Here is a 13,267-nt window from a genome sequence, read left to right as displayed (position 1 = left end):
GTAAATGGCTAAACTAGAAGATATTGCAAAGCTGGCTGAGGTATCACCGACGACGGTTTCGCGTGTAATTAATAATTATGGATCATTGTCAGAAAAGACTAAGAATAAAGTTTTTACGGCGATGAAAGAATTGAATTACCAACCTAATAGTTTAGCTCGCTCACTTAAAGGAAAAAGTTCCAAAATAATCGGTGTTATTTTTCCGGGTGTAAGCAATCCCTTCTTTGGTCAAATGGTTGAAACTATTGAAAATCAGCTATTTGATAGAGGTTACAAAATTATTCTATGTAATGCAGGAAAAAATAAGGAGAAGGAACGAGCTTATTTACGAATGCTCATTGCTAACCAAGTTGATGGGATAATTGCCGGATCACATAATTTGGAGATAGAAGAGTATCAACAAGTAGGTTTGCCTATTATTTCCTTTGATAGATATTTATCTGAGAATATTCCCATTGTCAGTTCGGATAATTTCCAAGGTGGGAAGATAGCTGCAGAAGTATTACTTGCATCAGGTAGTAAAAATATTCAAATGATTTCGGGTGCTAATCAACCTAATAGTCCAACTAATAGACGATTGGTTGGGTTTAAAGAAGTTATTGAAGATAATAATCTAAAATTTGGCTTAACTGAGATTAAATATAATGCATCTCCCAACATCAAAGGAATGAAAATCAAAGAGGTCCTTAGTAATAATAGTGTGGATGGAATATTTTGTACTGATGATCTAACCTCATTATTGGTATTTCAACAAGCCCATCAGTTGGGATTAAGGATTCCTGAAGATATACGATTAATCGGATATGACGGTACAAGTTTTATTCAAGAATTTCATCCAGAACTTGCAACAATTGAACAACCGATAAATGACATTGTCACTTTGATGATCGATCTGTTGTTACAACGGATTAAAGACCCCGATTGTAACTTGCAACAAAATTATGTTCTACCAGTAAAGGCAATAGCTGGTGAAACCAGTAGAAGGATTTCTGAGTAAAATGAGATAAATAGTCTAATAATAGAGTTAAAAGTTCGCCAATAGCGAGCTTTTTTTGTTTTTATCTTAATAATTATAAATTAAATTATACTTTAGAAACGTTGGCATAATAATAACTACTCAACTTTTGAAAAAAAAATTTACACATTTAGTTTGCTGAGTGTTTAAACAAATAATACAATATACTTGAAAACGCTATCAAAATATTAATAATTCAAAAGGGTGTTATCAATATTTTGCGAATTCAAGGAGGGAATATTATGTCTAGGTCACAGCTGTGGAAGCAACGAATATTTTATGGGATGACCGATATGGCCAGTAATCTGATTTGGCAAATAGTCGGATTATACTTGTTGTTTTACTATACTACGGTCTTAGGATTGTCTGCTGCTTTTGCAGGAACATTGTTCTTGATGGTTCGTTTTATAGATGCATTTGACGGTATGTTTTTTGGGTTTATGATTGACCATACTCATTCAAAATATGGCAAGTCACGACCATATTTTCTATGGTTTGGAATACCGCTAGGAATTCTATCATTTTTACTATTCTTTAATCCCTCGTTTGGGGGGAATAAAATAATTCAAATGACTTGGATCAGTGTAATATATACGATTTTTAGTTTGGTTTATTCTGGATCCAATACGCCGATTACGGCCATACTCCCCAGTCTAACTAAGGATCCTTCAGAACGTGCCAATCTTGCATCTGCCAGAATGGTATTTACAAATACTGGAGCATCAATTGTTGGTGCTATTACGTTATCAATGGTTAGCTTTTTTGGTGGGAAGAATCAACAAAAAGGATTCCTGATTTGGGGTGGAATCATAGGTATCATTGTTTCAATCAGCTTTCTCTTAGCGTTTATTAACTTAAAAGAACGAGTGGTCGATCAAGAGGACAAAAGTATTAAAGGTCAGTTGTCTATTAAGAATTCATTCAAAGGAGCTTTAAGGAATCGACCGTGGGTAATCCTTACTTTGAGCTTTATCTGTATCCAAATATTTTGGGTAGTTAGAACGGCCTCAGGTGTATTTTATATCAACTATGTTTATAAGGATGCGTCGATTGTTGGATTGTTTCTGGGTATGACTATTTTTGCAGTACCGGGTAACTTATTAGTGCCAATTATTTCTAAGAAATTCAAAAATCGTGACGTTATGGATATATCATTGATTATTTTTATTTTGGGTGAATTTATGATGTCATTGGGTGAAAAGAGTCATAGTTTATCTTTGCTATTTGTTGGTAATGGTATAGCCATGGTAGCCATGGGCGCAGTATTTACAATTGTTTTTGTTATGATTTCTGATACCGTTGAATACGCAAGGATTCATCTACATATAGATGAACCCGGATTTTTGTCGTCAGTTCCTGTTGTAGGATCCAAGATCGGTATGGGTATTGGTGGTGCTTTATCTGGTTGGATACTCACATGGGGAGGATTTCAAGCAAGTGCCAAAACACAAAGTGTTAAAGCTCAATTAGCAATTAATATTAATTTTGTCTGGTTACCTATGTTATTTGCGGTTATTATTATCGGGATTTTAGTGTTTTACAACTTAAATGAAAAGAATAATACTTCTGTGGATAAAGGAAATAATAATATAGAAGAAGCCTTTCAAGACTAGGTAAGGAGAATTAACTATGATTACGAGTAATTATTTGACTGAATTAAACCGTTTGAAGTTAGTGGAACAAGTTGATGTTCCTAGATTAGAAGATGTAAAAATGGTCATTAAAGACCGAGTTGAAGCACATTCTTATGAGCCTAACACTTGGGATGAGCAAAAGGGAATTCTCAATAATACAAAATTATCTGATGATTTGACGATACTTCGTGCAGGAACCAAAGCACAGCCAATTCCAGAAATGCAATCTCAAAATATATGTGTAGATATTCATTACTCATATGAAATGGGACGCAAAGTTCGTTATTTTAGGATTTATAATAAGAAATTCAAGAATAATAACCGAGCTCTTTTGTACATGCATGGTGGTGCGTATTATGGTGGCAGTGTGGAGTGTTCCTTAAATCCTCTCAAGTTATTAGCCACGCAATTTGAAGGTACCATTTATTCTATAGATTATGGCCTAGCACCAGAGTATCCATATCCAAGTGGATTATTTGATTGTTTGGCTGTATTAATGGAAGTTGCCAAAAATAAGCACAATATAGCATTGGCAGGGGATTCAGCTGGAGGTGCTATGGCATTAGGGTTGACGCAGATTGCCCATTACATGGGGATATGTGAAATAGAGAGTCAATTATTGTTTTATCCGACGCTTGTCCATGGATCCAATTTAGAAGGAGGATTATGGGACGATTCACGAATACCGATTATTGATCAGCAACGTAATGTATTGCATGCTTCATATGAAATTTTCAAACAGCTGGATAAAAAAATGACAGAGCTATATCTTCCGGAACAAGATATAGAATTAACGTCGCCAATACTTTCGCCTATGTATGCCAATCCACTGCTATTTAAAAAAGTGACGGTATTAACAGGTGAATTTGATCCACTTCGGCTTCAAAATGAAGCATTCATTGAAAAAGTTGGTATGGCAGGAGCTGATGCAACATATGTCCGTTATGGTGGGATGTCACATGCATTTCTTAATTTAATGGGTAAGGCTGCGGCTAGTGAAGATGCTATTTATGAGTGTGCTAAGAGATTATAGAGCGTGACAGAACACGTTCAGTTTTCGTTTATAAGCCTAAAAGACCGGTATTTACGCAAGTAAATATCGGCCTTTTAGACTTATATTGAGAAAATTGTGTTTTGGCACGCGTTTTCACTGCAAAAATTACTCGATAACTTCTTCAGGAATCTCAACGTTACCATCTTTCATTTTACTTAACTTGTTCCACTCGATTCGCCACGTGCTGACAAGGACTAGAACTGAACCAATCCAAGCCAGTGGACTGGCCATAGCAGCTCCGTAAAATCCAAAGAATCTAATCATAACAATACTTGCAAATACTCTCATGATAAGTTCGGCAATACCGGCAATCGTGGGAGCTTTTTGGTTCCCTAATCCTTGTAAGGTGTATCTAACAATGAAGAGAATGGACAACATGAAGTACATCGATCCGTTGAAATAATAGTATATTTGGATCAAATTCAAAACGTGTGTCTCACTTCCATTCATGAATAGATGTGAGATGTTTTTACCAAATAGTATCAAAATTGCACCAATAGTGATACTTGATATGACAGACATCATAATGCCCTTTTTAACTCCGTCTAATATTCTAGAGTATTTCTTGGCACCAAGATTTTGAGCGGTGTAATTGACTAATGAAATACCAAAACTAAGAGCAGGCAAGGTAGCGATTTGTTCAACTCTACCAGCAACCGTATAAGCAGCAACAGCGTCTGCGCCTAATGTATTGAGCATGAATTGTAGAATAATTGAGCCAATGGCAATAATTGATGACTGGAATCCCATTGGTAGACTTACCTTTAATAGCTCCTTTATTTCGTCCATATCAATTTTGAAATCAGAGCGACTCAATATCAAATATGGGATTTTTCTTCTTATATAGAAATATAAGACAATCATTGTAATGGCTTGTGCGACAACTGTCGCTAATCCAGCACCGGCAACACCCATGTGTAGGTATAAGATGAAGACTAGTTCTAGTAATATATTCAAAATCGTGCTTACAATTAAGAAAAATAGTGGGACACGAGAATCACCCAAAGCACGCATCGTATTCCCCAAGAAATCAAAACCCACAAAGGCGAAAATACCTGCGAAGATTATTTCCAAGAAAATGAAAGCGTCGTGTAATAACACTGCAGGTGTTTGCATCGCTTTAAGTAGTGGGTATGCGATTAATAGTGCAATGAGTGTAAAAACTATAGTTATAAAAAAAGAGATTATAATTCCAGAAGCAAAACTCTTAGTAACACCACGGATATCACCAGCCCCATGTTTTCGGGCAGTCAAAATAGTGAGTCCACTCGTCATCCCCTGTGCAAAGCCAATGACTAATCCTGTCAATCCACCAGTAGCACCAACACTTGCTAGTGCATTAACACTGATTGTTCTTCCAACAATCAAGGTGTCGATGAAACTGTAAAATTGCTGGAAAAAATTCCCCATTAATAGTGGAATAGTGTATAAAAATATAACTTTTAAAGGCTTACCATTTGTTAAATCAATCAATAAAAAAAATCCCCCTTCGAGCTTAATCATGGTAATTTTATCATTATCTACACTGATAGTGATGGAATTGAATGTTTTAATTTGATAAAGAGTGAAATCATAAGAATAATTATCAAAAAATGATGTTTAAACATCATTTGAATATATTATAATTATAATGTTGATGGGTAACTAATATATAATAAATAAAGTATTGATATGAATCTATTAACGGAGTGGATAATAATGAATGAACCAATTGAAACAATAACTGATCAGACGCTGAATATGAACCAAATCGAGGATGGATTCTACTATAAACATTGTCACTTTGAATCCATAAGTGACTCAATGAATTTTTCAGATATTGTTTTTGATCATTGTGATTTTGAGCAAACTGACTTCAGTCGCATTAGCTTTACCAATATTGAATGGAATCACAGTCAGTTGGCTGGTTGTGATTTTAACATGAGTAACTGGTACAACAGTAAGATTAAGAGTATGCAACTATCAGGAGTGGATTTTAATAATTCATATTTCAGTAATACAGTATTCGTTGACTGTAAAGCTCCATATGTTAACTTTTCAGACAGTAGATTTGAGAAGGTAGATTTCACAAATTGTGATTTAACTGGTGGATTCTTTCAAGCTTTGAAAGTAAAAAAATCGGTCAAGTTTCCAGGATCGAAATTGACTGATGCTGATCTGGGAGAAACTAAACTGAAGGGATTTGAACTACAAGATTCAGAGTTCGATAATATTACTATCAGTCCTGAATTGGCCCGTGGTTTGATCGTTAACCAGTATCAGGCTGCCATTTTAATTGGTATATTTGGAATTAAAGTGGATTAATTATTACGTGTTTGATTAATAGTTTTTCTGATTTTTTTAAAAATATCGTCTGTTTCTTGACCATCTTTAATAGCGGTTAGAACGAATAATGTATCTATTAATGAAATTTGTGCAATTATTGCGTGCAGAGCTTCATTTTGATAATTAGTTTCTTCAGAGACAGATAGTAATGATACGTCGACAATTTTACTCAGCGAGGAATTTCCATAACTAGTGATGCCGATTATTTTTATGTCGTTTTTACGCAAGTTTTTGGCTATTTCCAAGATATCCTTATTTTCACCACTATGGGATATTAAAATCGCACAAGAATTAGGCTTCAAGGTTGTAGCCATCATTAGCTGCATATGATAGTCACTGGCAAATAACGGAGTCTTATCAGAACGAAGAAATTTGTGATACCCATCTTGAGCCACAACAGAGGATGCACCAAGCCCAAATAATGCAATGACTTGACTGTTATTAATGATGTCGACTGCTTTGTCTAATTGATCTTCTGTGATTATTTTTAGAGTTGAATCCAATGTAGAAACGTTTGCAGAGAAGATCTTTTTAGTTACAGTCAAATTAGTATCGTTGGCATTGATTTCCTTAAATGGAGTGTCAAAGGTTTGTGTACTCGTTAATAGACTTAGCTTTAACTGTTGAAAATTATTGAATCCGATACTTTTAGCAAATCTTGAAATAGTGGAAATAGATGAGCCAGTTTGTTTCGCTAGATCATTAATAGTTAAGCTTGAATCTATATCAGGATTGCTCAATAAATAATCAGCAATTTTTTTTGCTGAACTACTTAAATGATCATAATATGATTGCAATAGAATTGTTATATTTTGTGTCATCAGTTATACCTCTTAATACTGGTATAATAGCATAGTTTATTATTTATGAAAATATTTTTCTTTTTAATAGTTGCAATATGAAAATATTTTTCGTACACTATGTTTATGAAAACGCTTTAGGAGATGCAAACTATGAAATTAGCAATGATTGGGTTAGGTAAGATGGGAATCAATCTTACAGAGAATTTGATTCATAATGGTGAAGATGTTTTGGCTTTTGATTTAAATGAAGACGCAAAAAATTCAGCACGGAATTTAGGTGCTGAAGTAATGAATGATTTGTCAGATGTTTTAAGTTTGCCAGCCCCAAGGATCATTTGGGTAATGTTACCTGCTGGTAAGCCAACTAATACTACGATTGATGAGCTAAGTAGTATTCTTAATAAGAATGACATTGTGATAGACGGTGGGAATTCATTCTATGAAGATTCGCTCAAGCATAATGAAATTCTAAAAAAGAGCGGAATTAAATTCTTTGATGTTGGAACATCCGGTGGTATGAGTGGGGCCAATCATGATGGCAATTTTATGATCGGTGGAGATGACGAAGACGCCTTCAAATTCATTGAACCAATTTTTGAAGGTATTGCCATGAAGGATGGATATTTATATACAGGTAAAGCTGGTAGTGGACATTATTTGAAGATGATCCACAACGGTATTGAATATGGAATGATGCAATCAATCGCTGAAGGATTCGATGTGTTGACTCATGGCCAGTTTGACTACGACAATGAAGCTGTTGCAAAAGTCTGGTCTAATGGGTCGGTAATTAGAAGTTGGCTAATGGAACTTGCTGAATCAGCCTTTGCTAAAGATCCTAAGTTAAGTGATCTAAAGGGTGTTATGCATTCTTCTGGTGAAGGTAAGTGGACACTTGATGAAGCCTTGAAATTACAAGTTCCAACGCCAGTAATTGCGGCTTCTTTAATGGTACGTTATCGTTCACTTGAAGATGATACATTCAGTGGAAAAGTAGTTGCTGCACTTCGTAATGAGTTTGGCGGACATAATGTAGATAAGAAATAGTTTTGAGGAGATAATAATGGAATACATAATCGGAACGGATATCGGTACAACTAGTACTAAGTGTGTACTTTATGATACAAAAGGAAACGTTATTGAGTACGCTAATAAGGGTTATCAACTTATTCAAACAACACCTGATATGGCTGAAGAAGATCCAAAGGATATTTTCAATGCCGTTATTGATGTAATGGGTCAAGTCATGAGAAAAGTAAAACCTGGTGAATTAAAGGGAGTTTCATTCTCGTCTGCTATGCACAGCTTGATCTTGATGGATGAAAATGACGAGCCATTAACTCGTGCGATAACTTGGGCTGATAATCGTGCTGCCAAGTATAGTGAAGAATTAAAGAATAATGGTCTTGGTGCAGAAATCTACGCCAAAACTGGTACCCCAATTCACCCCATGGCACCACTTTCAAAAATGCTTTGGTTAAAGAATGAATATCCCGATACATTCAATAAGGCTAAGAAGTTCATTGATCTAAAAACTTATGTCTTCTTCAGACTTTTTGGAGAATATAAAATGGACTATTCAATTGCCTCAGCAACAGGTATGTTCAATATATTTGATCTAAAGTGGGAACCACAAGTTTTACAACTACTTAATATAGAAGAAACACGTTTACCACAGCTAGTTAATACAACGGATTCTATCAAGGGAATCAATGACAACTATGGACAAATCCTTGAGATTGATAAGGATGTGCCGTTTGTTTTTGGAGCAAGTGATGGAGTATTATCAAACCTTGGTGTAAATGCTATTGATCCCGGTGTTGTTGCAGTGACTATTGGTACTAGCGGAGCAGTTCGCGTAGTTGTTGATAAACCCGTTGTTGATCCTAACGGTAAGTTATTCTGTTATGCACTAACAACTGATAAATGGGTCGTTGGTGGTCCAGTTAACAATGGAGGAATCGTTTTTAGATGGGTACGTGATCAATTATTCGCACCAGAACGTATCACAGCACAACAGATGCAAGTTTCAACTTATGATATCTTGACACAGATTGCTGAAAAAATTCCAGCTGGTTCAGATGGATTATTGTTCCATCCATATCTTGGCGGAGAACGTGCACCAATCTGGAATGCATATGCTCGTGGATCGTTCTTTGGCTTAACTAGACAACACACCAGAGCACATATGGTTCGTGCAGCGCTTGAAGGAATTGTTTATAACTTATATGTAGTCATGCTCACTATTGAAGGAGTGGCCGGTAAACCTAAGAGCATTCAAGCTACTGGTGGTTTTGCTAGATCTTCACTATGGCGTCAAATGTTGGCTGATATTTTTGAGCAAGACGTTACTATCCCAGAGAGTTTTGAAAGTTCATGTTTAGGAGCAGCTGTTCTTGGGATGTATTCTCTAGGTTATATAGATGATTTGTCAGCTGTAAAGGATATGGTCGGTGTAACTGATGTACATCACCCAAATGAAGAAAACTTTGAAGTTTATCGAGAACTACTACCGATTTGGATTCGTATCTCAAGTGTTTTAGAACCAGAATACAAGAGTATCGCTGAGTTTCAAAAGAAACATAATCACAATAAATAGCTTTATAGACAACCTATGAGGAGAATATTAAAATGGCTTTTTTAGTTTTGATTTTAGGGATTGCACTACTACTATTTTTGATTATTAAATTAAAAATGAATACATTTGTTTCATTGATCATCACTTCAATTGCAGTCGGTATTGGATTAGGAATTCCACTGGACAAAATTGCGACGAGTGTTCAAGAAGGTATCGGTGGACAACTAGGTGAACTATCAATTGTCTTTGGTTTTGGAGCAATGTTAGGAAGACTTGTTGCCGATGCTGGTGGAGCGTATCGAATTGCTCACACTTTGATTGAAAAGTTTGGTAAGAAGCGATTGCAATTGGCGATTGTGTTAGCATCATTTATTATCGGAATCGCGCTATTCTTTGAAGTCGGGATGGTGTTATTAGTACCAATCGTATTCGCCATTGCCACAGAAGCAGGGGTTTCGATTCTTTATTTAGGAATTCCAATGGGAGCAGCTTTATCAGTTACTCATGGATTTTTACCACCACACCCAGCCCCAACTGCTATTAGTACAGTTTTAGGAGCTAACTCAGGTCATGTTTTGGTATACGGAATCATCGTGGCCATTCCAGCAGTTATTGTTGCTGGCCCGCTGTTCACTAAGTTTGCTCAAAGATTTGTTCCTGATGCCTTTGAGCGAAAGGGTAATCTTTCAGCACTTGGTCCACAAAAGAAATTCAAGCTAGAAGATACACCAAGCTTTGGTATCAGTGTCTTAACGTCATTATTCCCAGTTATATTAATGGCAATTACCACAATTTATCAACTGAGCTTTAACGGGGGCAGTTTGCCTAAGAATCCTACCACATTAGATTCGATAATTGCCTTCATTGGAACACCAGCAATCGCAATGACTATTTCCTTATTAGTGGCACTTTATACCATGGGATGGGCAAGAAGATTTGCTACACCTAAGATTATGAAGAGTCTAGAAGAAGCCATCAAATCCATCGCTATGTTATTACTAGTAATCGGTGGTGGTGGAGCTTTCAAGCAAGTATTGATTGATGGTGGTGTTGGGGATGCCGTTATGAAATTATTTGGAAATGCTAGTATTTCACCATTAATACTTGGTTGGTTAATTGCTGTAGTATTACGTATTGCACTAGGATCTGCCACAGTAGCATCTTTAACCGCTGCTGGATTAGTATTGCCGTTGATGCAATCAGCAGGAGTCAATCCGGCATTAATGGTGTTAGCAATTGGTGCTGGATCCCTTGCAGCATCTCACGTTAATGATGCTGGGTTTTGGATGTTTAGAGAATATTTTGATTTAACGATTAAAGAAACACTTTATACATGGACAGTCCTAGAAACTCTGATTTCTATTGTTGGATTGTTGTGTGTATTGTTACTTAGTTTGTTTGTTTGATAAATGAGCTTGAAAAAAATAATCAGTTTTAAGTGTAATTAAAAGTATTGTTTTTTGATTTTAAATTTTATATTCATCCTTAGTTTGGAAGTGAAATTCTAACTAAGGTTTTTTTGTCGAAGTAGAAAATTATTTAGAATTGGGTTATAGGATATATTTACATATGGTTCAGGATACTTTGCTCCAAAAAGGAAAAATTATGACATACTTAAAATATAATATTGATAATTTCTGAAATGATATTATTTACATTTTTTATCTAGTTTTAAACATATCAGTATAAATAATTTGGTGGAGTATTTCGTTCATACTTAAAAAACACTTATGAAATTCAGGAGGTTAAAAATGAGCTATTCTATAGTTATTTGTGAGGATAAATTTAATCAAACATGTGGATTGAGTAATATAATCAAAGATTACATACAATTTCACGATGAATTTTCAGACAATATACTTAAGGTAAAAACTCCTACCGAAATTCTGGAATACGTGTGTAACCATAACATTCATGGTGGAATATATTTCTTAGATGCTGATTTGAAGTATTCAGTTAATATCATGGATTTGGCTGATAAAATTAGAAACAGCGATGTACTATCCAAAATTATTTTTGTAACGATGTATGATGAACTAATTCAACTGGCTTTCGAAAGAAGGATTGAGGCCATTGGATATATTATAAAAGACCAACCATATGTTACCTTTAGAGAAGAAATACAAGATATTCTATCTATATCTTGTAAAAGAATAGATGAAGCTAGAAAAATTAATAATCAAAGTAATATTTTTACATTCTCAATAAATAATAAAATTTATAATATTGAAAAGGCTGAAATTATTTTAGTAGAAACATCTGTAACATCTCATAAGGTGAATATATACACTGAAACTAATAAATTTGAATTTTACGGAAAGCTTAAGGAAATAAGTAAACAATATCCATATTTATTAAGAATAAATAAATCGTGTTTAGCAAATCCTAAAGCAATAAAAGTTGCAGATTTCAGTAAAAATGAAATCTTATTTAAAGAGGGATTTATTAGGCATTTTTCACCTTTATCTAGGCAAAAATTAAAAATTGAACTAAAAAATAAACTGGTATTTTAATCAGCATTGTAAAATTAATCAGAACACCTAATATAAAAGGCACCTATGGTAAATGTTTTACAATGATAGCGACTAAAGCAAATATGATAGAAGATATTTGTTATAATTATATTTATTTTTAACACATCATCACTGTAGTGCTATCAACTGATAATACAAAAATGATTAAAAACCATCTGAAACTAACGTGGTCTTCCGAACAGATAGCTCATATTTTTAACTTCTGTATAAAATCTATCTATAACTGGATTTATCATGGTTTGATGGACCTTTATCTAAACAAATTATTTGATAAATTCCACAGAATAAAATATGAACACGAGAAGATAGGAACCTTCTATATTGTGCATTGAGACTAGACCGGATTTCGTTAATGAAAAATATTGAAAAGTTGCGTCATCCTATAGATCAATGAAGTGCAACAAAAAATTAGACAAAATAATATTTTGGTTTTATGCAATGGCTTGTTCGCGGTATTCTACCGGGGTCAAGCCATTTTTAGTGTGGGGACCGCTAACTAGATGGTGAAAGTCCACTGTGGATCGTAGTAGTCGGAACCACGAGCCGAAGGTAAGGTGTTTATTGTGAGGTGGAATCTGAAGGAAGTCCTAGTCGACAGGCTAAGGATAAGTTAAACAATCACTCAAGAAAATCTTCAAGAAAATTAAGCAGAAGATGATTGGATGGTTAAACTATTATGGAATTGAAAAACTGAAAACATTTATCAAATTACTTGATGAATGGCTTCGCTCCAGAATCAGACAATATATTTGGAAACCATGGAAGAAAAACAAAACCAAAATCAAGGGACTAACCAAACTTGGCATGACAATAAATCAAGTTCGACAGTTCGCCAATACCCATAAGGGTTACTGGCGAACGGCTCACAGCAGGACATTGTCATATACTCTAACGAATAAAAAGCTGGAATCTCTTGAACTAATAAATATGTCTAAGAAATTCCAGTCTATTCACAATGCTTAAATTAATGAACCGCTGTATACGGGTCCTTACGTACGGTGGTGTGAGAGGTCGGTAATCAAAATTACCTCCTACTCGATTTCATTGAAATTCGTTTGGTATTATACCAAGTAATGTATTTAGCAACAATTTATTTCAATTCCTCTAAATTATTAATCTTCATACGATTTAAATATTCTAGATTTAACAGGTTAAAGAAACTTTCCATAGGTGTGTTACCATGACAATTGCCTTTTCGAGACATACTTGGAGTTATTCTAAGTTCCCTCATTGCATCTTGATAATTCTTGTGCTGATACTGCCATCTGAAGTGCTCAGACTAAAGTTTCAATCTCTTATATTCAATTTTTAATAAAAGTAGTAT

The 13,267-nt window shown here is 34.8% G+C and carries 10 protein-coding genes and 1 pseudogene; 9 read left to right on the top strand and 2 right to left on the bottom strand.

Features of this window, described 5'->3' with window-relative positions; genetic code table 11:
• Positions 1–4: 4 nt before the first annotated feature.
• The 3 genes from BTM29_RS12020 to BTM29_RS12010 all read left to right on the top strand — a co-directional run bounded on the left by BTM29_RS12020 (position 5) and on the right by BTM29_RS12010 (position 3,682).
• On the top strand, positions 5–997 hold the full coding sequence (locus BTM29_RS12020) for a LacI family DNA-binding transcriptional regulator (protein ID WP_076618319.1): 993 nt from the start codon (positions 5–7) through the stop codon (positions 995–997).
• Positions 998–1,257: 260 nt separating this feature from the next.
• Positions 1,258–2,628: an MFS transporter gene (locus BTM29_RS12015; protein WP_076618316.1), complete on the top strand. Its 1,371-nt coding sequence runs from the start codon at positions 1,258–1,260 to the stop codon at positions 2,626–2,628.
• Positions 2,629–2,644: 16 nt separating this feature from the next.
• Positions 2,645–3,682, top strand: coding sequence for an alpha/beta hydrolase fold domain-containing protein (locus BTM29_RS12010; RefSeq protein WP_076618312.1), 1,038 nt, complete (start codon positions 2,645–2,647; stop codon positions 3,680–3,682).
• Positions 3,683–3,808: 126 nt separating this feature from the next.
• Here the strand turns inward: BTM29_RS12010 and BTM29_RS12005 are convergent, their stop codons facing one another.
• Positions 3,809–5,176, bottom strand: coding sequence for an MATE family efflux transporter (locus tag BTM29_RS12005; RefSeq protein ID WP_076618308.1), 1,368 nt, complete (start codon positions 5,174–5,176; stop codon positions 3,809–3,811).
• 225 nt (positions 5,177–5,401) lie between these two features.
• On the opposite strand from BTM29_RS12005, the gene BTM29_RS12000 reads away from it, so the two are divergent.
• A complete protein-coding gene (locus BTM29_RS12000; RefSeq protein ID WP_076618305.1) occupies positions 5,402–6,007 on the top strand; it encodes a pentapeptide repeat-containing protein in 606 nt (201 codons plus the stop codon).
• Here BTM29_RS12000 and BTM29_RS11995 read toward each other — a convergent pair.
• Complete coding sequence (locus tag BTM29_RS11995) at positions 6,004–6,849, bottom strand: MurR/RpiR family transcriptional regulator (RefSeq protein WP_076618302.1); 846 nt, start codon at positions 6,847–6,849, stop codon at positions 6,004–6,006. The two genes, BTM29_RS12000 and BTM29_RS11995, sit on opposite strands and share 4 nt — an antisense overlap.
• A 132-nt stretch (positions 6,850–6,981) precedes the next feature.
• Here BTM29_RS11995 and gnd point away from each other — a divergent pair, with 132 nt between their 5' ends.
• The 5 genes and pseudogenes from gnd to BTM29_RS11970 all read left to right on the top strand — a co-directional run.
• Positions 6,982–7,878 (top strand): phosphogluconate dehydrogenase (NAD(+)-dependent, decarboxylating), encoded by an 897-nt coding sequence (gene gnd, locus BTM29_RS11990; protein WP_076618298.1) that lies wholly within the window; start codon positions 6,982–6,984, stop codon positions 7,876–7,878.
• A gap of 16 nt (positions 7,879–7,894) precedes the next feature.
• Positions 7,895–9,430, top strand: a complete 1,536-nt coding sequence (gene gntK, locus BTM29_RS11985) for a gluconokinase (protein ID WP_076618295.1) — start codon at positions 7,895–7,897, stop codon at positions 9,428–9,430.
• A gap of 32 nt (positions 9,431–9,462) precedes the next feature.
• The gene (locus BTM29_RS11980; RefSeq protein WP_076618292.1) at positions 9,463–10,815 is read left to right on the top strand and encodes a gluconate:H+ symporter; all 1,353 of its coding nucleotides are present in this window, start codon (positions 9,463–9,465) and stop codon (positions 10,813–10,815) included.
• 345 nt (positions 10,816–11,160) lie between these two features.
• Positions 11,161–11,922, top strand: a complete 762-nt coding sequence (locus BTM29_RS11975; RefSeq protein WP_076618288.1) for a LytR/AlgR family response regulator transcription factor — start codon at positions 11,161–11,163, stop codon at positions 11,920–11,922.
• 639 nt (positions 11,923–12,561) lie between these two features.
• A pseudogene (locus BTM29_RS11970) lies at positions 12,562–12,906 on the top strand (group II intron maturase-specific domain-containing protein); the annotation flags it as partial.
• Positions 12,907–13,267 lie beyond the last annotated feature (361 nt).

It is taken from the genome of Companilactobacillus allii, from assembly GCF_001971585.1.
GTDB lineage: Bacteria > Bacillota > Bacilli > Lactobacillales > Lactobacillaceae > Companilactobacillus > Companilactobacillus allii.
Note: the sequence above shows the minus strand (reverse complement) of the source record. Positions and strands in the feature narration are given on the sequence as shown.

Excerpts from the sequence above, each read along its gene's own strand:
- BTM29_RS12020 (WP_076618319.1), top strand. The coding sequence starts at position 5 with ATGGCTAAACTAGAAGATATTGCAAAGCTGGCTGAGGTATCACCGACG.
- BTM29_RS12015 (WP_076618316.1), top strand. The coding sequence starts at position 1,258 with ATGTCTAGGTCACAGCTGTGGAAGCAACGAATATTTTATGGGATGACC.
- BTM29_RS12010 (WP_076618312.1), top strand. The coding sequence starts at position 2,645 with ATGATTACGAGTAATTATTTGACTGAATTAAACCGTTTGAAGTTAGTG.
- BTM29_RS12000 (WP_076618305.1), top strand. The coding sequence starts at position 5,402 with ATGAATGAACCAATTGAAACAATAACTGATCAGACGCTGAATATGAAC.
- BTM29_RS11995 (WP_076618302.1), bottom strand. The coding sequence starts at position 6,849 with ATGACACAAAATATAACAATTCTATTGCAATCATATTATGATCATTTA.
- gnd (WP_076618298.1), top strand. The coding sequence starts at position 6,982 with ATGAAATTAGCAATGATTGGGTTAGGTAAGATGGGAATCAATCTTACA.
- gntK (WP_076618295.1), top strand. The coding sequence starts at position 7,895 with ATGGAATACATAATCGGAACGGATATCGGTACAACTAGTACTAAGTGT.
- BTM29_RS11980 (WP_076618292.1), top strand. The coding sequence starts at position 9,463 with ATGGCTTTTTTAGTTTTGATTTTAGGGATTGCACTACTACTATTTTTG.
- BTM29_RS11975 (WP_076618288.1), top strand. The coding sequence starts at position 11,161 with ATGAGCTATTCTATAGTTATTTGTGAGGATAAATTTAATCAAACATGT.